This is a genomic window from Pollutimonas rozaliensis (assembly GCF_048751585.1).
Classification (GTDB): domain Bacteria; phylum Pseudomonadota; class Gammaproteobacteria; order Burkholderiales; family Burkholderiaceae_B.
In genome coordinates this window covers 19,319-43,435 of sequence record NZ_JAZHOB010000014.1, presented here as the reverse complement: position 1 = coordinate 43,435, position 24,117 = coordinate 19,319, and the positions used below count along the sequence as shown (strand labels likewise).

General features: G+C 62.1%; 21 protein-coding genes. 1 reads left to right on the top strand and 20 read right to left on the bottom strand.

All coding sequences use genetic code 11. From position 1 onward, the window contains the following. Window positions 1-2: 2 nt before the first annotated feature. The 18 genes from hisD to V0R37_RS21470 form a co-directional block, all read right to left on the bottom strand. Window positions 3-1,319 carry a histidinol dehydrogenase gene (gene hisD, locus V0R37_RS21555; RefSeq protein WP_420376475.1) on the bottom strand — a complete coding sequence of 439 codons (1,317 nt, stop codon included), beginning with the start codon at window positions 1,317-1,319 and terminating at the stop codon, window positions 3-5. 92 nt (window positions 1,320-1,411) lie between these two features. Further along, window positions 1,412-2,101, bottom strand: a complete 690-nt coding sequence (gene hisG, locus V0R37_RS21550) for an ATP phosphoribosyltransferase (RefSeq protein WP_420376474.1) — start codon at window positions 2,099-2,101, stop codon at window positions 1,412-1,414. Further along, entirely contained in the window at window positions 2,098-3,363 is a 1,266-nt protein-coding gene (murA, locus tag V0R37_RS21545; protein WP_420376473.1) for a UDP-N-acetylglucosamine 1-carboxyvinyltransferase, read from the bottom strand. Before murA ends, hisG begins: the two co-directional genes overlap by 4 nt. Continuing rightward, the gene (locus V0R37_RS21540; RefSeq protein ID WP_264130780.1) at window positions 3,356-3,604 is read right to left on the bottom strand and encodes a BolA family protein; all 249 of its coding nucleotides are present in this window, start codon (window positions 3,602-3,604) and stop codon (window positions 3,356-3,358) included. Before V0R37_RS21540 ends, murA begins: the two co-directional genes overlap by 8 nt. 5 nt (window positions 3,605-3,609) lie before the next feature. Continuing rightward, a complete protein-coding gene (locus tag V0R37_RS21535) occupies window positions 3,610-4,404 on the bottom strand; it encodes an ABC transporter permease (RefSeq protein WP_420376472.1) in 795 nt (264 codons plus the stop codon). After that, window positions 4,401-5,192, bottom strand: a complete 792-nt coding sequence (locus tag V0R37_RS21530; protein ID WP_420376471.1) for an ABC transporter ATP-binding protein — start codon at window positions 5,190-5,192, stop codon at window positions 4,401-4,403. The genes V0R37_RS21535 and V0R37_RS21530 overlap by 4 nt, the downstream gene beginning before the upstream one ends. A gap of 96 nt (window positions 5,193-5,288) precedes the next feature. Further along, a complete protein-coding gene (locus V0R37_RS21525) occupies window positions 5,289-5,945 on the bottom strand; it encodes an MlaC/ttg2D family ABC transporter substrate-binding protein (protein WP_420376470.1) in 657 nt (218 codons plus the stop codon). 11 nt (window positions 5,946-5,956) lie between these two features. Then, on the bottom strand, window positions 5,957-6,805 hold the full coding sequence (locus tag V0R37_RS21520) for an MlaA family lipoprotein (RefSeq protein WP_420376469.1): 849 nt from the start codon (window positions 6,803-6,805) through the stop codon (window positions 5,957-5,959). A gap of 53 nt (window positions 6,806-6,858) precedes the next feature. Further along, entirely contained in the window at window positions 6,859-7,407 is a 549-nt protein-coding gene (gene mlaD, locus V0R37_RS21515) for an outer membrane lipid asymmetry maintenance protein MlaD (RefSeq protein ID WP_420376468.1), read from the bottom strand. Between the two features lie 19 nt (window positions 7,408-7,426). Continuing rightward, window positions 7,427-8,215, bottom strand: a complete 789-nt coding sequence (mlaE, locus tag V0R37_RS21510; protein ID WP_420376467.1) for a lipid asymmetry maintenance ABC transporter permease subunit MlaE — start codon at window positions 8,213-8,215, stop codon at window positions 7,427-7,429. Beyond that, on the bottom strand, window positions 8,212-9,039 hold the full coding sequence (locus V0R37_RS21505) for an ABC transporter ATP-binding protein (protein ID WP_420376466.1): 828 nt from the start codon (window positions 9,037-9,039) through the stop codon (window positions 8,212-8,214). Before V0R37_RS21505 ends, mlaE begins: the two co-directional genes overlap by 4 nt. A gap of 188 nt (window positions 9,040-9,227) precedes the next feature. After that, a complete protein-coding gene (locus tag V0R37_RS21500) occupies window positions 9,228-9,755 on the bottom strand; it encodes a chromate transporter (protein WP_420376465.1) in 528 nt (175 codons plus the stop codon). Window positions 9,756-9,798: 43 nt separating this feature from the next. Continuing rightward, window positions 9,799-10,380 (bottom strand): chromate transporter, encoded by a 582-nt coding sequence (locus V0R37_RS21495; RefSeq protein WP_420376464.1) that lies wholly within the window; start codon window positions 10,378-10,380, stop codon window positions 9,799-9,801. A 75-nt stretch (window positions 10,381-10,455) separates the two neighbouring features. Beyond that, complete coding sequence (locus V0R37_RS21490) at window positions 10,456-11,274, bottom strand: enoyl-CoA hydratase (RefSeq protein WP_420376463.1); 819 nt, start codon at window positions 11,272-11,274, stop codon at window positions 10,456-10,458. Window positions 11,275-11,286: 12 nt separating this feature from the next. Further along, the gene (locus tag V0R37_RS21485) at window positions 11,287-12,711 is read right to left on the bottom strand and encodes an aldehyde dehydrogenase family protein (RefSeq protein WP_420376462.1); all 1,425 of its coding nucleotides are present in this window, start codon (window positions 12,709-12,711) and stop codon (window positions 11,287-11,289) included. Next, window positions 12,708-13,478 (bottom strand): enoyl-CoA hydratase/isomerase family protein, encoded by a 771-nt coding sequence (locus tag V0R37_RS21480; protein WP_420376461.1) that lies wholly within the window; start codon window positions 13,476-13,478, stop codon window positions 12,708-12,710. Before V0R37_RS21480 ends, V0R37_RS21485 begins: the two co-directional genes overlap by 4 nt. Beyond that, on the bottom strand, window positions 13,475-15,586 hold the full coding sequence (locus V0R37_RS21475) for an acetate--CoA ligase family protein (protein ID WP_420376460.1): 2,112 nt from the start codon (window positions 15,584-15,586) through the stop codon (window positions 13,475-13,477). Before V0R37_RS21475 ends, V0R37_RS21480 begins: the two co-directional genes overlap by 4 nt. 2 nt (window positions 15,587-15,588) lie before the next feature. Continuing rightward, window positions 15,589-16,575, bottom strand: coding sequence for a Bug family tripartite tricarboxylate transporter substrate binding protein (locus tag V0R37_RS21470; protein WP_420376459.1), 987 nt, complete (start codon window positions 16,573-16,575; stop codon window positions 15,589-15,591). A gap of 124 nt (window positions 16,576-16,699) precedes the next feature. Between V0R37_RS21470 and V0R37_RS21465 the strand changes: the two genes are divergently transcribed. Next, entirely contained in the window at window positions 16,700-17,602 is a 903-nt protein-coding gene (locus V0R37_RS21465; protein ID WP_420376458.1) for a LysR family transcriptional regulator, read from the top strand. Here V0R37_RS21465 and V0R37_RS21460 read toward each other — a convergent pair. Together V0R37_RS21460 and V0R37_RS21455 are read right to left on the bottom strand one after the other, a co-directional pair. Next, the gene (locus tag V0R37_RS21460; RefSeq protein ID WP_420376457.1) at window positions 17,599-19,062 is read right to left on the bottom strand and encodes a glutamate synthase subunit beta; all 1,464 of its coding nucleotides are present in this window, start codon (window positions 19,060-19,062) and stop codon (window positions 17,599-17,601) included. The genes V0R37_RS21465 and V0R37_RS21460 overlap by 4 nt on opposite strands. Before the next feature lie 9 nt (window positions 19,063-19,071). Then, on the bottom strand, window positions 19,072-23,814 hold the full coding sequence (locus V0R37_RS21455) for a glutamate synthase-related protein (RefSeq protein WP_420376497.1): 4,743 nt from the start codon (window positions 23,812-23,814) through the stop codon (window positions 19,072-19,074). Between the last annotated feature and the right edge of the window lie 303 nt (window positions 23,815-24,117).

Sequence of the window (24,117 nt, the reverse complement as noted above, 5' to 3'; positions counted from 1 at the left end):
GGTCAGGATTTGGAATCGGTAGGGTTCAGGCGGTATTCGGCGCTGGCGGCATGGGCCTGCAGGCCTTCGCCGTAGGCCAGGTTGGCCGCAATGCGCCCCAGAAACTGCGCTCCCTCTTGCGAAACCTGGATGATGCTGGAGCGTTTCTGGAAATCATACACGCCCAGCGGCGAGGAAAAGCGGGCGGTGCGGGAAGTGGGTAGTACGTGGTTGGGGCCGGCGCAATAGTCGCCCAGGGCTTCCGAACTGTAGCGGCCCAGGAAAATGGCACCGGCATGGCGGATTTTATCGGCCCATATCTGGGGGTCCGCGGTGGAGATTTCCAGGTGCTCGGGGGCGATATCGTTGGCGATGGCGCAGGCCTCGTCCAGATCGGCCACCTGGATCAGCGCGCCGCGCTGTCCAAGGCTGGCGCGGATGATGTCGGCGCGCGGCATGGTGGGCAGCAGGCGCGCAATGGCGGCCTCTACTTGGTCCAGATAGGCGGAATCGGGGCAAAGCAGGATGGCCTGGGCCAGTTCGTCGTGCTCGGCCTGCGAAAACAGGTCCATCGCAATCCAGTCGGCCGGCGTGTCGCCATCGCAGATGATCAGGATTTCGCTGGGCCCGGCAATCATGTCGATGCCCACCGTGCCGAACACGCGACGCTTGGCCGCCGCCACATAGGCATTGCCCGGTCCGACGATCTTGTCGACCGGAGAAATGGTTTGCGTGCCGTAGGCCAGGGCGCCTATCGCCTGGGCGCCGCCTATGCCCCAGACCCGGTCCACACCCCCCAGGGCCGCGGCGGCCAGCACGATGGGGTTGCGCGCGCCATCGGGCGTGGGCGTCACCATGATGACTTCAGGCACGCCCGCGACCTTGGCCGGAATGGCGTTCATAAGTACAGACGAAGGGTAGGCGGCCTTGCCGCCCGGCACATACAAGCCAACGCGGTCCAGCGGCGTGATCTTCTGGCCCAGCACCGTGCCGTCGGCCTCGGTGTAGGTCCAGGTCTGGGCCAACTGGTGTTCGTGGTAGCGGCGCACCCGGTCGGCGGCCGTTTCCAGCGCCGCGCGTTGATCCGCGGGCAGCGCGTCCAGGGCGGCCAGCCATTCGCGGCGCTCGATCTCCAGCGCCGCGACAGAGGCCGCGGGGCTGCGATCGAATTGCCGGGTGTAGTCCAGCACGGCGCTATCGCCATGTTCCTGAACGTTTTTCAGGATGTCGGCGGCGGCGCGCTCGATGGACTCATCCTGGGACGCGTCGAAGGCAAGCAGGGCGCGCAGGCTTTTACCGAACTGCTCGGACTGGGTACTAAGGCGTTTGATCAATGACATGATGGAAGGGACAGCAATGGCGGCATACACCAATGAGTGTATACCGTAACCGGATATGATTCAGGCGCGGCGCCAGGCGGCGGGATGAGGCGCTAGGATGTCTCCTGGCCGTCCTGCGCCGAAGCGCGCGCAAAGGCATCGATCAAGGGCTGCAGCTTGGCGGCGCGGGTCTTCAGCGAGGCCTGGTTGATGATCAGGCGCGACGAAATCTGCGCGACCTCTTCCACGGCGACCAGGTTGTTGGCCTTCAGCGTTCCGCCGGTGGAAACCAGGTCGACGATGGCGTCGGCCAGCCCCACCAGGGGAGCGAGCTCCATCGAGCCGTACAGCTTGATCAGGTCCACATAGACGCCCTTGCCGGCAAAGTGTTCGCGGGCGGCCTGCACGTATTTGGTGGCGACACGCAGTCGCGAGCCCTGGCGGACGGCGGCTTCATAGTCGAAGCCCTGCTTGACGGCCACGCACAGGCGGCATCGGGCGATATTCAGGTCGATGGGCTGGTACAGGCCGCCCGGATGCACGGCGGCATGCTCGTACAGCACATCCTTGCCGGCAATGCCGAAGTCGGCGGCGCCGTACTGCACATATGTGGGCACGTCCGAGGCGCGCACGATGATCAATTGCAGGTCGGGGCTGCTGGTGGGCAGAATGAGCTTGCGCGAGGTTTCGGGATTCTCGCCGACCTGGACGCCCGCCGCCGCAAGCAGCGGCATGGTTTCGTCGAAAATGCGACCTTTGGACAAGGCCAGTGTCAGGGGTCTATCGAGGCTGGCAGGGCTCATGCGGCTTCCCGTTTGACGCGTTGTATGTTGGCGCCGACCGACCGCAGCTTTTCTTCCATGCGCTCGTAGCCGCGGTCAAGGTGGTAGATGCGCTCGACGGTGGTTTCGCCGAAAGCCGCCAGGCCGGCAATGACCAGGCTGGCCGAGGCCCGCAAGTCGGTGGCCATGACGGTGGCGCCCGACAGCTGGGGCACGCCCGTGACGACGGCGGTGTGCCCGTCGATATCGATCTGGGCGCCCATGCGGACCAGTTCCTGGACGTGCATATAGCGGTTTTCGAAGATGTTTTCCACGATTACGGCCGTGCCGTCGGCGATGGTATTGAGCGCCATCAACTGGGCCTGCATATCGGTGGGCAGGCCTGGATATTCGCGCGTGCGGAAACCGGTGGCGCGCGGCCGCTTGTTCATGGAGCAGCGTATCCAATCGTCGCCGCACTCGATGGACAGGCCCGCTTCCTGCAGCTTGTCCAGCGTGGCGCCCATGGTGCCCGGAGCGGCCCGGCGCAGCACGATTTCGCCGCCCGCGGCGCCCACCGCGCACAGAAAGGTGCCTGCCTCGATCCGGTCGGCCACCACCTGGTGGCTGGCCCCGTGCAGGGCGTCGACGCCGTCGATCGTGATGCGATCGCCGCCGTGGCCCTGGATGCGCGCCCCCATTTTTATCAAGAGCTCGGCCAGGTCGACGATTTCAGGTTCGCGCGCGGCGTTCTCCAGCGTGGTGCGCCCTTCGGCCAGCACAGCGGCCATCATCAGGTTCTCCGTGCCGGTCACGGTGACCATGTCGGTGCGTATCGAGGCGCCTTTCAGGCGTTTGGCCTTGGCGACCACGAAGCCGTGCTCAATCTTGATCTCGGCCCCCATGGCCTCAAGGCCCTTGATGTGCTGGTCGACAGGACGTTGCCCGATGGCGCAGCCTCCGGGCAGGCTGACGCGGGCTTCGCCGAAGCGCGACAGCAGCGGCCCCAGCACGAGTATGGACGCGCGCATGGTCTTGACCAGCTCGTAGGGCGCTTCCAGGCTATGTACCTGCGCGGCGTTCAACTGCACGACGCCGTCATGGCCGTGTTCCGATTGCACGCCCATGCGGCCCAGCAGCCGCAGCGTCGTCCCGATGTCATTCAGGTCGGGCACGTTCTGCAACGTGATGGTATCGGCTGTAAGCAGGCTGGCGCACAGGATGGGCAGGGCCGCGTTCTTGGCGCCGGACACGGTGATTTCACCATTCAGGCGATTGCCGCCGACGATCTGGAGTTTATCCATTCGGGTTCGCCTTGTATTCGGCCGGCGTCAGGGTGCGCATGGACAAAGCATGTATCTCGGCTTTCATGCGCTCGCCCAGGGCGCTGTACACCAGCTGGTGGCGGGCGATAAGGCGCTTGCCTTCAAAGGCGGGGCTGACGATCAGGGCTTCGAAATGAGAGCCGTCGCCCTGCACCTCAAGATGCTCGCAGGCAAGATGATCGGCGATGTACTGGCGTACTTGTTCGGGGGTAGGCAACATAAGAATCAATTCCGAAGTTTATAACCGCTGGCCAGCAGGCGCAGGGCAAAAAGACAAAGCGCGGCGAATACGGCCGCCACCACGGCCAGGCTTTGCCACGGCGAGACATCCGACACGGCGAAAAAGCCGTAGCGGAACCCGTCTATCGTATAGAAGACGGGATTCCAGCGGGAAACGGCCTGCCAGAACGGCGGGAGGCTGTGTATGGAGTAAAAGACACCCGACAGGAAGGTGGCCGGCATGATCAGGAAGTTCTGGAAGGCGGCCAATTGGTCGAATTTCTCGGACCATAGTCCGGCCACGATGCCCAGCGTGGCCATGATGCCGCAAGACAGCACGGCAAAGGCCAGCACCCACAGCGGGTTGCTGACCTGCAGGGGCACAAAGAACAAGGCAACCAGCCAGACGCAGGCGCCCACGCACAAGCCGCGGGCGACGGCGGCCAATATATAGGCGCTGAAAATTTCCCGATGCGAGAGGGGCGGCAGCAGGATAAACACCAAGTTCCCGGTGATTCGGCTTTGAATCAGGGACGACGATGGGTTGGCAAAGGCGTTCTGCAGCATGCTCATCATCATCAGGCCCGGGATCAGGAAAGAGGTGTAGGGCACGGTGCCGTACACCTGGACCCGGCCTTCCAGCACATGGGCGAAAATCAGCAGATAGAGCAGCGCGGTCAGGACCGGCGCGGCAATGGTCTGGAAGGCGACTTTCCAGAAGCGCAGCAGTTCCTTGCGCAGCAAGGTTGGAAAGCCCGATCCCAGGTCGTCGCGCGGAGTGATCAGCGGCGTGGAGCTCATGCCGTCACCCCCAGGAATTCATCGTTGTGCATGATGCGCACGAAAGCGTCCTCGAGATCCGTGCCGCCGACCCGCGCCAATAGCGCTTGCGTGGTGTCCAACGCCACCACCTGGCCGCTTTTCAGCATGGCGATGCGGCCGCACAGGGCCTCAGCCTCTTCCAGGTAGTGCGTGGTCAGCAATATGGTGTGGCCCGCCTTGTTGAGCCGAGCTATGAATTCCCACAGCGTGCGGCGCAGGTCCACGTCGACCCCGGCCGTGGGTTCGTCCAGGATGATGACGGGCGGGCGATGCACCAGGGCCTGGGCCACCAGCACCCGGCGCTTCATGCCCCCCGACAGGGCGCGCATATTGGCGTCGGCCTTGTCCAGCAGCCCCAGATTGCTCAATACCTCGTCTATCCAGTCGTCATTGTTGCGCAAGCCGAAATAGCCCGATTGCAGCCTGAGCGTCTCGCGCACGGTAAAGAAGGGGTCGTACACGATTTCCTGGGGCACCACGCCCAGCATGCGCCGCGATTGCTTGAAATCGCCGACGACATCATGGCCGCAGACGCGCGCCGTGCCCGAACTGGCCCGGGCCAGGCCGGCCAGTATGGAAATCAGGGTGGTCTTGCCCGCGCCGTTGGGGCCCAGCAAGCCGAAGAACTCACCGTATTCGACAGTGAAGGACACGTTGTTGAGCGCCTGAAAGCCTTGCTTTGCGGGCGATGCCGAAAGCCAGCGTTTCCAGCCGCCGCTGCGCGGCGCGTATATTTTCGAGACGTTTTCTAAGATAAGGGCGGACATGAGGCAATAAAAAAAGCTCGGCTCGAATGAGCCAAGCTTTGCATTATAGTAGGTCGGCGCGGCCGTCGATGACAGTGCCGCGCCCCGCGCGCCCGGTCAGCGATTGTGCTGGTTCAGCGCGGCGATCAGGCCGTCAATGCCGTTCTGCGTTATTTGCTGGGCAAACTGATTGCGGTAGTTCTGGATCAGCCAGATCCCTTCCACGTTCAGATCGTATATTTTCCAGCCCTGCGGAGTCTTTTCCAGGCGGTAATCGATGCCCACCGAAGGGCCGTTGCCTTGGGAAAGCGTGGAGCGCACGACGACGTCGTCGGCATTGGCATCGCCCCGGAAAGGCAGCATGGAGAAGGCCGAATTCTGGTCCACGCGGGTAAAGGCGCCGCTATAAGTGCGGACCAGCGTGCCCTTGAATGCATTAACCAGGTCGTGCTGCTGCTGCTTCGTGGCCTGGCGCCAGTAGCGGCCGGCCGCCAGGCGGGTGGTTTTTTCGAAGTTCACATACGGCAGCACATATTCGTTGATGACCTTGTTGATGCTGGCGATGTTGCCGGATTTCACGGCCTGGTCTTTCTTGACGGCCTCCAGGGCATTGTTGGCGACGACCTGGACGAAATCATTGGGCGCGCCGTTGGCGTCGACCGTGCCTTCGGCGAATGCGGCGCCGCCCGCCAGCCACGACAGGCCAAGCAAGCCGGCCGCCGCAAGCCGCAGCAGGCGGGACGATGAAAATACGGAATGAAACAAACTGGACATAGGGACTCCTGTTACTGCGCCGTTTTGCTCGCGCCCGCGGCAGGCGCGGCGCCTGCATCGGCGGCGTCGTCATCGTCCGAGTAGTCGGGCAGGCTGCCTTCCTCGGAGTAGTCGGGTAATTCGGTGCCCTGGCGGCGGCTGTTTACCAGGGCGTTGCGGCGCTGTATGTAAGCGTCGCGAATAAAGCTGTAGCGGTCAAGCGCGACCTCGTTAACAAGTTTGTCCGCATCGAGCAGGCTGGCGCGTGTATCCACCGCATAAAGGCCGATGATCGAATTACGCAGGGGCACGTTGTCGATTTCGAACACGGGTGTGACGGGCGAAACGCCGGCGGCGAATGTTCCCAGCGTGGCGGTGCCATCGCGTACCGAGCTCGAGCCCAGGAAAGGCAGCACCACATAGGGACCGGAATCGAACCCCCAGACGCCCAGCGTGACGCCGAAATCGTTGGGGATGCGCTTGGCGCCGTTCATGGAGGCGACGTCAATGCAGCCGCCCAGACCCATGGTGGAATTGAACAGCACGCGGCCAAGGGTGTTGACGAAGTCATGCCCACGGCCTTGCAGGAAGCTGTTGATGGCCGACCAGACATCGCCCAGATTGTTGAAAACGTTGTGGATACAGGTTTGCGCCGGATCGGGCATAAGCTGATCGTAGCCGGTGGCAATGGGTTTCAGCAGCGCGCGGTCGAAGGTATCGTTGAACGTATACATGCTGCGGTTGTAGCTTTCCCAGGGATCGTCCGGGCTTGGGTGGGTTACGGTTGCGCAACCGGCCGCAAGCGCCGTCGCGCCGAGCACGCTGCTCAGGCGCAGCAACCGCTTCGCGTTGGAGAGGGGCTGAGTGTTGGGTAGGTTCATTTCGTGTATTCGGTAGGCAACGGACTGGGGATTGTAAACCGATGTTTCACATTTTAAGGTTTCGACGCCTGGGAAGCCTTTGAATCCGGGCTATCCGCAGTGGGTGCAGCTTGGCCGGCGCCTTCGTTTTCGGCTGAGGCGCTGCCTTCTTTGCTTGCTGAACTGTACAGGAATTTACTGATCAACTCTTCCAGCACGACAGCGCTTTGCGTGTACTGGATTTCGCTGTCCTGTTTAAGCATCTTGTCCTCGCCCCCTGGCGTGATGCCTATGTACTGTTCGCCAAGCAGGCCCGACGTCAGGATGGAAGCCGACGAATCGCTGGGAAACTCGTATTGCTGTTCCATGTCCAGCGTGGCGACCGCCTGAAAGCGCTGGTTGTCGAAGCCTATGCTGGCCACTCGGCCCACCACGACACCGCTGCTTTTGACCGGGGCGCGTACTTTAAGGCCGCCCAGGTTGTCGAAGTGCGCCTGCACCTGATAGGTAGGGGCGAAGGAGAACGAGCTCATGTTGCCGGCCCGCAAGGCCAGGAAGACCAAGGCAATGGCACCTATCAGTACGAACAGGCCAACCCAGAAATCGGTTTTTTCACGCGTCATGATTAATCCGTGTATGTCGTTAATTGCTGAACATCAGCGCAGTGAGTACAAAATCCAGCCCCAACACCAGCAGAGAGCCGGTGACAACGGTGCGTGTGGTGGCGCGCGATACGCCCTCGGGTGTGGCTTTGGCTGTCCAGCCGGCATGCAGTGCAACCAGAGTGACCGCAATGCCGAACACCACGCTCTTGATCACCCCGTTAAGGATGTCCTTGAAGATATCCACGCCATTTTGCATTTGTGACCAGAAGGCACCGGGATCGATGCCGATAAGCAGCACGCCCACGATCCATCCGCCGATAATGCCGACCATGGAGAATACGGCGGCCAGCACGGGCATGGCGATCACGCCGCCCCAGAAGCGGGGCACCAGTACGCGCCGTATCGGGTCAACGGCCATGACTTCCATGGCGGCGATCTGCTCGCCGGCTTTCATCAAGCCGATTTCCGCAGTCAGCGACGTGCCCGCGCGACCCGCAAACAGCAGCGCCGTCACGACCGGCCCCAGTTCACGCGTCAGCGATAGCGCCACCAGCAGGCCAAGGGCTTCTTCGGAACCGTATCGATTAAGCGTGTAGTAACCCTGCAGTCCCAGGACAAAACCTACGAACAGGCCTGATACGGCAATGATGAGCAGCGAGTAATTGCCGATGAAGTGTATTTGCTGGGATACCAGTCCCGGGCGTTTCAGGGCCACGCCGCTGCGCGCCAATATGGCGCCGGCCAAGCGCATGAATGCGCCCAGCCCGGATATGCCCCTGCGCACCCGGCCGCCCAGCGTCGCAATGGATTGAACAGGCGAGGTCATGAGCGTCCTGTGTGTTGGTCCAGCCACTTCGTGAAAGCCGGCGAAGTGGGGTAGTGAAAAGCGATGGGCCCATCCGGTTCACCGTTCAGGAACTGGCGCACATAGGCGTCCTGCGATTCCGAAAGTGCTTGCGGCGTGCCGCTGGCGATCAGCTTGCCCTGGCCCACCATATAGACCTGGTCGGCGATGGCAAAGGATTCGGCCACGTCGTGCGTGATCAGAATCGAGGCGCATTGCAGTCGATCGGTCAGGCCGCGTATTAATTGAGCGGTGATGCCCAGCGAAATCGGATCCAGTCCGGCAAAGGGCTCGTCGTACAGGACCAGTTCGGGCTCCAGTACCACGGCACGGGCAAGCGCCACACGCCGCGCCATGCCGCCGGAAATTTCAGATATCTTCAGGTGGGCCGCGGCCCGCAGACCGACCGCGTCCAGCTTGTCGAGCACGCGCTCGACGATCTGGCTTTCCGATACCTGAGTGTGCTCCCGCAGGGGAAACGCGACGTTCTCAAAGACGTTCAGGTCGGTAAACAAGGCGCCTTGCTGGAACAGCACGCCCATGCGCTGACGCACTTCGCGCAGGCCTTCTCCTGAAAGCGCGGCGATGTCCTTGCCAAATACCTGTATGGACCCCTTTTGTGCCGTGATCTGGCCGGTGGCCGCGCGCAGCAGCGTCGTTTTACCCGATCCGGAACCGCCCATCATGGCCACCACCTGCCCGCGCCGGACTTCAAGGTCGATGCCTTGCAACACCGTGAAGTCGCCGTAGCCCAGCGACACATCGGTAAAGCGTACAAGAGGATCAGAGTCGGTTTGCGAATTCATGTGCCGGTTGCCTGACGATAAGCCCTGCATTGTATCCTTTTACGGTGATTTGCCTTGTTTAAGCATATTTCCGGCGCGGCCCGCAGGCCTTGTAGGCGGCCTGTGCTTATCCGGCTGTTTCCCCGCTCAACTCGGTAAGCAGCCACTGCTGGAATACCCCTATGGTATACCGTTGCCGGGCCGCCTTGTCAGGCCGGCTGCACCAGCACGAACAGCAGTCCGCCCAGCCCTAGCAGAAGAAAAGGGCTGATGCGCGTATAAAGCAGCGCGATCGTCGAGGCGGCCGCTACGCCCCAGGCCCACGCGCCGCCTTCGGCCGCACGCAGGATGGTCCCCGTGGCAGCCAGGATCATGCCGGCGGCGACAGGTACCAGGCCGCGCTCGATGGCCTGGATAAAGGGGCGGCCCTCGTAGCGCGCCCAAAGCTTGGCCAGGTAGTACACCAGCACGGCCGAGGGCACGAAAATGGCGAACGAGGCGACCAGCGCGCCGGCCAGGCCGGCCGCTTGCCAGCCCACCAGCGTGACCAGCAACGTTTTCGGTCCGGGCGCCAGGCGCGACAAGGCGAACATGTCCAGGAACTCGGTGTTGCTGATCCATTGATGCACGACCACCGACTGCTGATGTATGGCGGGGATAATGCTTTGCCCCCCGCCTATGGTCAGGAAGGACAGCGGAGCAAAAACGCGTATGAACTGAATCAGTATTTCTAGCATGGTGTCGGCTGCGGGCTGGCGGTGGAGTTTCAGGCGGGACGGATCACAGGGGTTTGCTGCGGCGGTGCCGCCGCCGGGTCCGCAGCCAGGCCACGGCGATGGAGCAAGGCGCCGCCACGGCGATGACGCCGACCAGGTTCAGCCTGAATACGAATATGGCGGCAAAGGTGCCCGCCATGATCAGAATGGGAGCCAATCCGTCCATGGCGTGCCGGGCAGTGCGCAAACCCATCTCGAGGGACAGGCCGATAGCGGCCGCGGCGATGCCCGCCAGCGCCAGATGGGCGGTTCGCGAATGCGCAACCTGTGCAAACGCCATGGCCATGAGGATGGCGACACCCATGGCGGGCACGACCATGCCCAGCGCCGCCGCCAGCGCGCCCTTGCCGCCACGCAGCCGGTAGCCTATCCAGATGGACAGGTTGACGACATTGATGCCCGGGAATGCCTGGGACAGCGCCAGTCCGCTGACGAATTCCTTTTCCGAGATCCATTTGCGGCTATGCACGAACTCGCGCATGATCCAGCCGCTAAGGCCGCCTCCGAAACTGGTGACGCCCAGGCGCGAGAATGCGAGGAACAGGGTGAACAGGGAAGGCGGGGATTGGGGCGGCGGCGTCTTCATCGTGCGTCAAGTGCTTGCGGGCACTCATTTTCGCGTGATATGGACGCCGCCACAAGCGCCGCGGCAGCGGAATGCTTACTGTCCGCTGAATCGCGCCGGACGGCGTTCCATGAAGTGCGCCACGCCTTCCTTGAAATCTTCGCTTTGTATGCTCTGGAACATCTCCTGGTTGGCCAGAGAGACGGCTTCGGACAACGTTTGGAAAGGCGCTTCGCCCAGTTGCCGCTTCATGACTTGCACCGAGCGCGGCGATACATGCATTGCCAGATCGTCGGCATAGGAAATGGTTTCCTCCAGCAGACGGTCGGCGGGTATCACCCGATCGACCAAGCGCATTTGCCGCGCTTCGTCTATGCCGATCTTGCGGGCCGAAAACAGCAAATCGGCGGCGTGGCCGGGACCTACGATGCGGGGCAGTATCCAGGCAATGCCGTGTTCGGCAATCAGGCCGCGCTTGGCGAATGCCGTGGCGAATACCGCTTTGTCGCTGGCAAAGCGCATGTCGCTGTACAGCGCGAATACCAATCCCAATCCGGCGGCGGCGCCGTTGATGGCGCAAATAATGGGCTTGCGGATCGCGGCGAAATACGCATAGCGGGCCTGATAATCGGGCCTGCGGTTCATGTCGTACGGTCGCATCCATTCCGCTGCCCGGATATCTTCGGGAGGCAGAACCTCCAGCTCGTTCATGTCCATGCCCGCACAGAAAGCACGCCCTTTTCCGGTCAGGATGATGACCCGCACATCCTCGTTCTTATCCAGTTGCTCCAGCACGGTGCGCAGGTCGGCTTCCATGACCTTGGTCAGGGCGTTCATCTGTTCCGGCCGAGACAGAGTCACGACAGCGACGTGCTTGTCCGTGCCCGAAAACGCCAGTTCTACTTGAGTAAACATAATGCCTCTATCTCAGGATTTCAGTGTCGGTGGTGCCTGGATGGCGCGCAGCTCCGTGAATTCGGCAATCCCATGGACGCCGCCTTCGCGGCCGGTACCGGAGGCGCCGAAGCCGCCGAAGGGCGCCAGGGGATTGAAGGGCGCTCCGTTGATGTCGACCTGGCCAGCCCTGAGTTGGCGGGCAAGGGAGAGCGCCCGGCCTTCTTCGCCCCATACCGCTGCGGCCAGTCCGTAATTCGTATCATTGGCGATGCGTACAGCCTCGTCTTCGCTGGCATAGGTCAATACGGCCAGCACAGGCCCGAAAACTTCTTCTTTGGCGATGCGCGCTTGCGGGGGGACGCGGCCGAATAGGGTTGGGGCCACGAAGTACCCCGTGGCGGGCACGGGGGCATCCGGGCCTCCGGTAATGAGATCCATGCCGGAGCCGGCTGCTTCGGCAAGGAAAGACAGTACGCGGTCGCGATGTTCGCTTGATACCAAGGGGCCCATGCGGGTGCTTTCATCACGCGGATCGCCCAGGGCCATTTTTCCCGCCGCCGCTTTCAAGAGATCACGATACCGTTCATACTGATCCTCCGGAACCAGCAGCCGCGTGATGGCATTGCAGGTCTGACCCGAATTCAGGAAACAAGAGGAAACGGCATGCCGGGCGACCAGCGCCGGGTCCGCTTCGGGCAGGGCGACGCTGGCGGATTTTCCGCCCAGCTCGAGAGCCACCCGCTTCAAGGCTTGACCGGCGACGCTGGCGATATGCCGGCCCACCGATGTGGATCCTGTGAACGACACCATATCGACCTGGGGGTGGGCGATCAGGGACTCACCGGTGGCCCCGTCTCCGAAAACGATATTCACCGCACCCCGCGGCAATGCCGCTTCTTCAATGGCTTTGCCCAACATCTGCGCTGCTGTGGGCGCCAGTTCCGAAGGCTTCAGCACAACGGTGCATCCCGCCATCAGCGCGGCGGCGAGCTTGCCGGTAATTTGATGCAGCGGGTAGTTCCATGGCGTGATCGCGGCGACCACACCCACGGGAACCCGCTCAATATGCGAGTGTGCTATTTGCGTTTCAGCCAGGGCCTGCGCGGCGGCGTCAGCCGTGGCCCGCCACGCCGCGATCGGCGCCTGGACCTGGATGCGGCGGACAAGCTTCATCGGCATGCCGGTTTCGGCGCTGATCCCCGCGCAAAGCGCATCGACATGATCGTCCAGGCGATCCGCGACGGCCCTGACATATGCCGCCCGCGTCTCGAGGGGCAATTGCGCCCAGCCCGCATGCGCCGATCTCGCGGCGGCCACGGCGGCGCCTACCTCGTTGGAGGTTCCATGCACCACTTTGCCTATAGCCTGTTCTGTGGCTGAATCATGCAGGACGGTTTCACTCCAACCCTTGGCGTCCGTCCATGCGCCGTCGATAAAATGCTGCCGATAAATCATGTCTTTGTTCCTTTGGTCTGGCGTGTTTTCAGGAAGGCGTTCATGGCCAATTGAGGCTCGCCGTTGGCGTAACACTCGAGTTGCGCCCGTATGCCGGCGGTGCATGCTTCATCGAAGCCCGCTTGCGTCATGTCGCGCAAGCGCTGCTTGGATAACCGGACGGCGGTCGGGGCCAGTAGAGCCAGGCGGCGTGCCATCGTCAGCGCCTCCGCCAGGGCATCGTCGGCCAACTGATTGACCAAGCCTATTTCATAAGCGCGCCGGTTTCCGATCAGTTCGCCCTGCAATGAGAGCTGGGCGTTGTGGCCCATGCCGATATGCAAGGTCATGAGATACGAGCCCACAATACTGGCCAGCCCTGCCTTGACTTCAGGCTGTCCCAGCCGGGATTCCGGGTTGGCGACGCGCATGTCGGCGCACAGGGCGACCTGGAAGCCCGCCCCGGCGGCAACGCCATTCAGGGCGGCGATGCAAGGTTTGTCCAGGTCCCGTACCGCCTGGTACATATCGCGCTGCGCCTGCAGCCACGGCACAAGATCTTGCCAGGTCGCCATGGCGGCTTCCTCCAGGTCCTGTCCGGCGCAGAAAGCGCGATCGCCGGAGCCCGTAATGACAATGGCGCGAACTGCCGTGTCGCTGTTCATCCGGTTCAAAGCCTGTATGAAGGCGCGGCGCATTTCGCTGTTGACGGCATTCATCGCTTGCGGACGGTTCAGGGTGAGGATGGCAACGCCATCCTGGCTCTGGGTCAATACTGTATCGTTCATGCCTCTTCCTTGAATTCGATGACAGCGTCCACGATGCTGACGCCGTCTCCGTTTTTCATGACCATGACCGGATTCAGGTCGGCCGATTGCAATGCGCTTCGATGCGCGATGGCGTAGCGGCCCAAGGCCACGGCGGCCTTGGCCAGCGCCATGGCATCCAATGCAGGCGCATGGCGATAGCCCGACAGGATCGGCGCGATCCTAAGCTTCATGATGGCGTTCAGGGCCTCTTCTTCGCTGAAGGGGGCCGGAAGCGAAACGACATCTTTTCGAATCTCCACCAGGATCCCGCCTTCGCCTATTGTTACGACCGGGCCGAATACCGGGTCCACGGTCACGCCCAGCATGAATTCATGTTCTCCCTTGACCATGCGCGCGACCAGCACTCTAGGCTCTTTGACGCCTAGCGCATCGAGTTTGGCCAGGCAGTCAAGCGCGGCGATTCGCGTGCGCTCCTTGCCGGACACGTGCAGATGCACCAAGCGGTGTTCGGTTTTGTGCGGAATTTGCGCGGCGCAGCCCTTGACGACCAGCGGGCCATCCAGCAAGGCAGCCGCGCGGACGGCGGAGTCCGCATCCCGGCAAACGATATGGTCGACCACAGGCAGTCCGAAATCGGCAAGGCGGGCAAGGCTCTCGGCTTCGTCCAGCAGGCCGTGGCTTTCGCCTTTGCCAGGAACAATCGGGACGGGTGCCGCTGGAGCCGGGCGCTCCTGAAATCGGCTATGCCGGAAATATTGGCTCAAGGCCTGTATGGCATCGGTCTCGCTTCCAAATGTCGCGACCCCATGCCTCTGGAACTCCTGCCTGACCGATGCCTGGGAGGCTGTCACGGCGACGGGCATGCGGTGATGCGAGGCGAACGCCGCCGTCGCCGCCGCCAGGGCGGGAATGTCGTAGCCCGGACCGGCCACCGGAATGCCGACAAGCAGCATATCGGCTTCCCGGCTGCCGCCCAGCACCTCGAGCACGCGCGGAAACATGTCGCCATTGCCAAGCAGGGCGGCTGTCAGGTCCAGCGGATTGGCGGCGGTAGCAAAACCCGGTAATAGATTCTGCAATTTGTTCCGGGTTGCGTCATCGAACTCCGACAGCGGCAGGCCGGCCCGCTCCGCCGCGTCGGCGCAGAGCACCCCGACGGCGCCGCTGTGGCTCATGATGACAGTGCGTCCGGATTGCGGCGGAAAGCCGTCCAGATACAGGGCGGCGGCATTGACCAGTCCGTGAATATCCTGCGCCCGCCATATGCCGTTCTGCTCCAGAAAAGCGTCCAGCGCCCCATCCTGTCCCACCAGTGCCCCAGTGTGCGAGGCGGCCGCCGCGGCGCCTTTCTGGCTGCTCCCACCTTTAAGCAGGATGATGCGGGTCCCCTGTTGGCGGGCGAGGCGTGCCGCTTCAGCCAGCAGATCGGGGCGGGTAATCGCTTCGACGTAGACCAGGATAAGGCGTATGCCGGGATCGCGGGCAACGCTGCGCACCAGTTCCGATACGCCAAGATCGGCATCGTTGCCGGTCGAGGCCAGATAGCGCACTCCCAGGCCTTTTTCGCGCAGCAAGGCGTAAGGCATGACACTGGCGGCCCCGCTTTGACTGATGATGGCGATGGGCCCGTCTTGCGGTGCGACTTCCGTAAACATGGTGCTGAAATTCAATATCGCGCCGGTGGCAAAGTTGGCGATACCCTGAGCATTGGGCCCCACCAGGCGCATTCCGCAAGCCTGTGCGCCAGCAAGCAGCTTTTCCTGCAAATGGCGGCCCGCGGCGCCGCTCTCGGCAAAACCCGAGGACATGACCACCGCGGTCGATACGCCCAGTTGTGCGCAGCGATGCACCGCTGCGACCGCGTCTTCGCCGGATACGGCGATGATGGCGGCATCAGGCACCTCGGCGAGGTCTTCCAGGCTGGCATAGCAAGCCATTCCCTGTATGGTTTCCCTTGCCGGGTTGATCGGAAAGATGCGGCCGCCATACCCGAACTTGCGCATGTAATGTATAGCGCGTCCGCCTACCTTATTGGGATTGTCCGAGGCGCCGATGATGGCGACCGAGGCGGGGTTGAACACGCCGGCGATGTCGTCGCCAAGCGCGGTTGATTGCAAGGGGTCCACGCTTAATTCACCTTCATGCCGGAGGTCTTGATCAGCTTGCTCCACTTTGCCTCATCCAGTTTCATCTGGCTTGCGAAGCTTTCCGGCGAGCCGGGTGTGGGGGTCGCGCCGAAGGCCTGCAGTTTGGCCTGGACGTCGGATTCGGCAAGAATCTTGTTCAATGATTCATTCAGCGTCTTGATCACGTCGGACGGTGTTCCATGCGGAGCGGCCAAGCCGAACCAGATGCTTACCTGGAAGCCTGGCAAGCCTGCTTCGGCAATCGTGGGAACCTTGGGCAGCGCCGGCGACCTGGCGGTTCCCGTCACGCCCAGCGGAATCACTTTGCCGGCCTGGATGTTGGGGAGCGCATTCGATATGGTGTCGAACATCATGGAGATCCGTCCGCCCAGAAGATCCGTCAGAGCCGCTGCGGATCCTTTGTACGGTACATGCATGATGTCTATGCCGGCCATGTCTTTAAGCAGTTCTCCCGACAAGTGATTGGAGCTTCCCACACCGGCCGAGCCAAAGGTGAACGTGCCGGGTTTCTGCTTGGCCTGGGCGATAAGGTCCTGTACGGTATCGATCTTCAATGAAGGTGCCACGACCAGGACATTTTCCGTGCTGGCCACCATGCCTATGGGATCGAAGGCGACAAGCGGCTTGATCCCCATATTGGGATAGATGCTGGGATTGATCGTCATGGTGCCGGTGGTGGCAAAAAACAGTGTGTAGCCATTGGCCGAGCTGGCCGCCGCCGCTTCGGTGGCGATGACACCGCCCGCGCCGCCGCGATTTTCGACTATGACGGTTTGCCCCAGGGATTGCGTCATCTTTTCGCTGACGATGCGGGCCATGGCGTCGGTGGGTCCTCCGGCGGGAAAAGGCACAATCAGCTTTATGGGCTTGTCGGGATAGGCGGCATGCGCGATGCCGGCGTGGCCGCAGGCAAGCAGCGCAGCCGACATCAGTATCGAAGCGATCCTGGGCGGGCGGGGAATTCTCATGTTGTCTCCTGTGTATGTGTTTGGATTCTTTCTTATGTCGAAAGACGCATTCAAGTCTAGGCACCTGGAAAGGTATCTACAAGAGTAATATGCTATATATCAGCTTTCCATTTTTGTGATATCCATGAATCTCAAGCAACTGGAAACTTTCGCACTTATTGCCGAGCTCGGTTCGCTTTCCCGGGTTGCAACCGCTACCGGTACGGCGCAGTCGCTCATCAGCCGGCAGCTGGCCTTGCTGGAGTCGGAGTGGGGCGACCGCCTGTTCGAGCGCACGGGCCGGGGAATGGCGCTTTCAGAGTTCGGCAGGCGGGTCCGTCCCGAGGTCGAGCTTGTGCTGGCTCAGTTGGCCAGGCTTGAGAGCACGGTGAAAGACGCCTCAGGAGTGCTGACCGGCACGGTGCATTTTGGGGTGCTGCCGTCCATGAGCCGTGAACTGCTGCCCATGCTTTTCTCCGATCTTCGTGTGTTGGCTCCGCTGCTGCGGCTGCATGTCACCGAAGGCTTTAGCGGCGACCTGGACGAGCAGTTGGGCTCGGGCCGCCTGGATATGATCATCGTGAATCGGTATGGCGCCGCGGCAGGCCGCGGCGAAGATGTGCTGGGCAGGGTGGATACGTATCTGGTTGGAAAGCCGCAAGCCATGTCGGCTCTGGGATTGGGGGCTTCCGTGGCTTTTCGCGCCCTGGTCGATTTGCCGCTGGTGCTTCCGTCCGCACCCAATGGCTTGCGCACCACGCTCGATATGCTCGAGCGGCAGCGCAATGTTAGGCTCGATATTGTCATGGAGGTCGACACGCTGACGGCCATGAAGGACGTTGCAATGAGCGGCCATGCGTTCACCCTGCTGCCCATGCAGGCAATCAAGGAAGAGATCGAGTCAGGCCGCCTTGCGGCAGCCCGGCTCGACAAGCCAGTGATCCGCCGCACCGTGGCATTGAGCTTTACTCGTCAGAGGCCGCTGTCCCGGGCCGCCAGACTGGTGGGGTCCCGGGCACGTGAACTGGTGTCCGGGCTGCTGGCCTAGCGCGGCAGCGTGCTGGACCCCATCAGGAACTCATCGACCGAGCGGGCGCACTGCCGGCCTTCGCGTATGGCCCAGACCACCAGCGACTGTCCGCGACGCATATCGCCGGCGGCGAACACTTTGCCGACATTGGTGACATAGTCGTCGGTATTGGCCCGCGCATTGCCGCGCGCGTCCTGGTCCACGCCGAAGGCGTCCAGCACATTCTTGACCGGCGCCACGAAGCCCATGGCAAGCAGCACCAGATCGGCGGGAAGCTCGAACTGCGACCCTTCCACCTCGCGCATCTTCATTTGGCCGGTGGCTTTGTCCTTGAACCATTCAAGGCGGGCCGCGATCAGCTTTTCGATTTTGCCGTTCTTGCCTTCAAATGATTTGGTGGCCACGGCCCAGTCGCGTTCGCAACCTTCCTCGTGCGAGGAAGACGTGCGCAGCTTAAGGGGCCAGTAGGGCCAGGTCAGCGGTTTGTCCTCTACGTCGGGCGCCTTGGGCATCAGTTCGAATTGCGTGACCGAGGCCGCGCCTTGGCGGTTGCTGGTGCCGACGCAGTCCGAGCCGGTGTCGCCGCCGCCGATGACGATAACGTGCTTGCCCTTGGCGGAGATTTGCTTGCTCAGCCGATCGCCGTTGGTGGCCTTGTTCTGCTGGCGCAGAAAGTCCATGGCGAAATGCACGCCGCGTAACTCGCGTCCCGGCACCGGCAGATCGCGCGGGGTTTCCGAGCCGCCGGTCAGCACAACCGCGTCGAACTCTTCCCGCAGGGATTCAGGCGTGCGCACGTTCAAGCCGTCTTCGGCATGCTCCTGGGCACCCACATAGGTGGATGGGCAGAACTCCACGCCCTCGGCCTCCATTTGAGCCAGGCGGCGGTCGATATGCGTTTTTTCCAGCTTGAAGTCGGGGATGCCATAGCGCAGCAGGCCGCCGATGCGATTGCTTTTTTCGAATACGGTCACGGAGTGGCCCGCACGCGCCAACTGCTGCGCGCAGGCAAGCCCGGCGGGACCGGAGCCGACCACGGCAACCTTTTTGCCGGTTTTCCTGTCGGGCGGCTGCGGCGCCACCCAGCCTTGCGCCCAGCCCTTGTCGATGATGGCGTGTTCTATCGACTTGATGCCGACGGCGTCGTTGTTGATGTTCAGGGTACAGGCGGCTTCGCAGGGCGCCGGGCAGACGCGTCCCGTAAACTCGGGAAAATTGTTGGTCGAATGCAGCACGTCCAGCGCGCGGCGCCAGTCTTGCTTGTAGACCAGGTCGTTCCAGTCGGGGATGATGTTGTTGACGGGGCAGCCGCTGGTACAGAACGGTATGCCGCAATCCATGCAGCGCGCGCCCTGTTGCTTGGCTTCGTCGTCGGTCAGTGTATTGACGAATTCGCTCCAGTGCTTAAGGCGCACGAGCGGCGCTTCATAGGTTTCTTTGACGCGTTGAAATTCAAGAAAGCCGGTAATCTTGCCCATTATTCTTCCTCAGGCAGCAATTTGTTGTGGGTTGGCGGCACGCCAGAGTTCGCCCAATGCGCGGCGGTACTCGACAGGCATGACCTTGACGAAGGCCTGGCGCGACTGCTCCCAGTCGTCCAGCACGTCGCGTGAACGGAAGCTGCCGGTGTAGCGGTAGTGGTTCTCGATCAAGCGCCGCAAAATGGCCTCGTCGGTTTCCCGCTCGCCGCCGCGCATTGCGCTGTGCCAGGTTTCGATCTGTCCGAGCTCATTTTGCTCGGCATGCGGTACGACGCGCTCCAGTTCGACCATGGCCAGGTTGCAGCGTTGGCGGAAGGTGTTTTCCGGATCCCAGACATAGGCCACACCGCCCGACATGCCGGCGGCGAAGTTGCGGCCGGTGGCGCCCAGCACCACGACGGTGCCGCCGGTCATGTATTCGCAGCCATGGTCTCCGGTGCCTTCGACCACGGTCGCCGCGCCCGAGTTGCGCACGGCGTAGCGTTCTCCGGCCACCCCGTTGAAATAGGCTTCGCCCGAAAGCGCGCCGTAAAGCACGGTGTTGCCCGCAATGATGTGGTCGGGGCCGAAGCCGCGGAAGTCATTGGGCGAGCGCACGACGATGCGGCCGCCCGACAAACCCTTGCCGACATAGTCGTTGGCTTCGCCGACCAGGTCCAGCGTAATGCCGTGGGCCAGGAAAGCGCCGAAGCTCTGGCCCGCCGAGCCATTGCACTGGATGTGTATGGTGTCGTCGGGCAGACCCTCATGGCCGTAGCGCGACGCCACGACGCCCGAGAGCATGGCTCCTATGGTGCGGTTGCGGTTGCGCACGGGCGTGATGAACGAGACTTTCTCGCCGCGCTCGATGGCGGCCTTGCTGCGCTCGATCAACTGGTGATCCAGCGCATGGTCCAGCGCGTGATCCTGCTCTTCGGTCTGATAAAGAGGGGTGGAAACCGGTACGGCATGGAAGACGCGGCTGAAATCCAGCCCCTGCGCCTTCCAGTGCTCGATGCCCGAACGCATGTTCAGCAGCTCCACGCGGCCCACCATGTCATCGAAGCGGCGGATGCCCAGTTGCGCCATGATTTCGCGCACTTCCTCGGCGACGAAGAAGAAGTAGTTCACCACGTGCTCGGGCTTGCCCTGGAACTTCTTGCGCAGGACGGGATCTTGCGTGGCGACGCCGACCGGGCAGGTGTTCAGATGGCATTTGCGCATCATGATGCAGCCTTCCACGACCAGCGGGGCCGTGGCGAAGCCGAACTCGTCGGCGCCCAGCAAGGCGCCTATGGCAACGTCGCGCCCCGTTTTCATCTGGCCGTCGGCCTGAACCCGGATGCGGTTGCGCAAATTGTTCAGCAGCAGCGTCTGCTGGGTTTCAGCCAGGCCCAGCTCCCACGGCGTGCCGGCATGCTTGATCGACGACACGGGCGAAGCGCCGGTGCCGCCATCGTGTCCGGCGATCACGACGTGATCGGCCTTGGCCTTGGCAACGCCTGTCGCGACGGTGCCGACACCCACTTCGGACACCAGCTTCACCGAGATCGACGCACGCGGATTCACGTTCTTCAAGTCGTGTATCAGTTGCGCCAAGTCTTCGATGGAATAGATGTCATGGTGCGGCGGCGGCGAAATAAGGCCCACGCCGGGCACGGAATAGCGCAGCTTGGCGATGTATTCCGTTACCTTGTGGCCGGGCAGTTGCCCGCCTTCGCCGGGCTTGGCGCCTTGCGCCATCTTGATCTGGATCTGGTCCGCGCTGGAGAGGTACTCGGCCGAGACCCCAAAGCGCCCCGAAGCCACTTGCTTGATACGCGAGCGCAGCGAATCGCCGGCGGCCAGGTGAACGTCGGCTTCGATGCGGTCCGTCCCCAGGAAGGAAGCCAGCGTATCGCCTTTCCTTACGGTGGGCTTGCCGGCGCGCATCTCGGCGCGGTAGCGCATTTCATCTTCGCCGCCTTCGCCGGTGTTGGACTTGCCGCCTATGCGGTTCATGGCCACGGCCAGCGTCGCATGCGCTTCGGTCGAAATCGAACCCAGCGACATGGCGCCGGTGGCGAAACGCTTGACGATATCCTTGGCCGGTTCGACCTCGCTCAAGGGAATGGCGCGCGACGGATCGACTTTGAATTCGAACAGGCCGCGCAGCGTCATGTGTCGGCGCGACTGATCGTTGATCAGTTGGGCGTATTCCTTGTAGGTGCTGTAGTTGTTGGCGCGCGCGGCATGCTGCAGCTTGGCGATCGAGTCGGGGGTCCACATGTGGTCTTCGCCGCGGACGCGCCACGCGTAGTCGCCGCCGGCATCCAGGGCGTCGGCCAGCACGGGATCGCTGCTGAACGCGGCGCGGTGCCCACGCAGGGCCTCTTCGGCGACTTCGAATATGCCTATGCCTTCGATATTGCTCGACGTACCCGTGAAATACTTTTCGACAAGGCTGGAGTTCAGTCCGACGGCTTCGAAGATCTGCGCGCCGGTATAGGACATATAGGTCGAGATGCCCATTTTGGACATGACCTTGTTCAAGCCCTTGCCGATAGCCTTGATGTAGTTCTTGATCGCGATATCGGGTTGCGGCAGTGTCGCCAGCGATTCCAGCGCCAGGTAGGGGTGTATGGCTTCGGCGCCATAGCCGCCCAGCAACGCGAAGTGGTGAACCTCGCGGGCCGAGCCGGTTTCCACCACCAGGCCGGTATTGGTGCGCAGGCCGGCGCGTATCAGGTGCAGGTGTATGGCCGAAGTCGCCAGCAGCGCGGGGATGGCCACATGTTCGCTATCGACCTTGCGGTCGGTGATGAGCAGGATGTTGTAGCCGCTGCGCACGGCATCGGTCGCGTTCGAGCACAGCGCGGCGATACAGGCTTCAATGCCGTCGGGGCCCCAGGCCACCGGATAGGTGATGTCCAGCTCGAAGCTGCGGAACTTGCTGGATGTGATGTCCGCGATATGGCGGATCTGCGCCATCGCGGCGTCGTCCAGAACCGGCTGCGAAACTTCCAGGCGCAAGGGCGGATTTACGTTGTTGATATCCAGCAGATTTGGCTTGGGGCCGATAAAGGACACCAAAGACATCACCAGTTGTTCGCGTATGGGGTCGATGGGCGGATTGGTGACCTGCGCGAAAAGCTGGCGAAAATAATTGTAGAAGGGCTTGGAACGGTTAGACAGCACGGCCAGCGGGGCGTCGTTGCCCATCGACCCGGTGGCTTCCTCTCCATTGGCCGCCATGGGCTGCAGGACGAACTTGAAGTCCTCCTGAGTCCACCCGAAAGCCTGCTGGCGATCCAGCAGCGACGTGCCCTTGTTGGCGGCATCGTCCCGTTTCTGGGCGGGCAGCGATTCCAGCTTCAAACGCAGGCGTTCGATCCACTGGCGGTATGGCCGCATGTTGGCCAGCTGCGATTTGATTTCGGAATCGTCGATGATGCGGCCTTGCTGCAGGTCGATCAGGAACATCTTGCCCGGCTGCAGGCGCCATTTCTTGATGATCCGGTGTTCCGGAATGGACAGCGTGCCGGCTTCGGACGCCATGATGACCATGTCGTCGTCCGTGATCAAATAGCGTGCCGGGCGCAGGCCGTTGCGGTCCAGCGTGGCGCCGATCTGGCGGCCGTCGGTAAAGGCCACGGCCGCCGGGCCATCCCAGGGTTCCATCATGGCGGCGTGGTATTCATAGAAGGCGCGCCGGTTTTCGTCCATGTCGGCATGCTGCTCCCAGGCTTCGGGAATCATCATCATCATGGCGTGCGCCAGCGAATAGCCGGACATCACCAGCAATTCCAGGCAGTTGTCGAAGGTGGCGGTATCGGACTGGCCTTCGTAGACGATGGGATAGAGCTTGGGCAGGTCAGCGCCCAGCACGGCCGATTGCATCATGCCTTCGCGCGCCCGCAGCCAATTGAAATTACCCTTCACGGTATTGATTTCGCCGTTATGGGCGATCATGCGATAAGGGTGGGCAAGGGGCCAGGCGGGGAAGGTGTTGGTCGAAAAGCGCTGGTGCACCATGGCCAGGGCCGAGACGGCGCGAGTATCGGCCAGGTCGCGGTAGTAGCTGCCGACCTGGTTGGCCAGCAGCAGGCCTTTGTAGACCACCGTGCGCACCGAGATCGACGGTACGAAATATTCCTGTCCATGGGCCAGACGCATATGCTGGATGGCGTGGCTGGCGGTCTTGCGTATCACGTACAGCTTGCGCTCCAGCGCGTCCGGCACCATGATGTCGGCCCCGCGCCCGATGAACAGCTGCCGGATCACCGGCTCGCAGGCGCGCACGGTCGGCGACATGGGCATGTCGGAATCAATGGGCACATCGCGCCAGCCCAGTACCACCTGGCCCTCGTCGCGCACGGCGCGCTCCAGTTCTTGCTGACAGGCCAGGCGCGATGCGGTCTCTTTGGGCAGGAAGACCATGGCGACGCCGTATTCGTCGGGCTGCGGCAGTTCTATGCCTTGGGCAGCCAGATCCGCACGGTACAGCGCGTCAGGGATCTGTATGAGTATCCCCGCGCCGTCTCCCATAAGCTCATCCGCGCCGACGGCGCCGCGATGATCCAGGTTTTCAAGAATTTTCAGGCCTTGCTGGATGATGGCGTGGCTTTTGCGCCCCTTTATATGAGCGACGAAGCCCACGCCACAGGCGTCATGTTCGTTATGCGGGCTGTACAAGCCTTGGGCCGCGGGGGCGGCGCTGCGAATTTCCGGGTTGGCGGAAGGGACGGCGCGCGATGGGTCGATCGCAACCGTGGAGACGGTGGTAGGCAATAGAGACTGGGGCATGATGGACTCACGAAATGCTGCGGTGCAGAAATCAACAATACCGCCAACATGTCCCGCATGCAATAAAAATAATTTGGGGTGCGTCCCTATTTATTTGGTTAATAAAATACCCATTATAAAATAAGGGACGTATCTATATGGCTGAATAAAAACAGCTTATTTTGTTTAGAATAGCTGGAGTCCAGTTTCTTTTAGTTCAAGCAAGCCAGATTTTGCGGCCAAAAAATAGGAAATTTCTTGTCCTGGACGCAACGCTCCCGGTCTTAACGCGTCGCTTCCCAGGAGGAT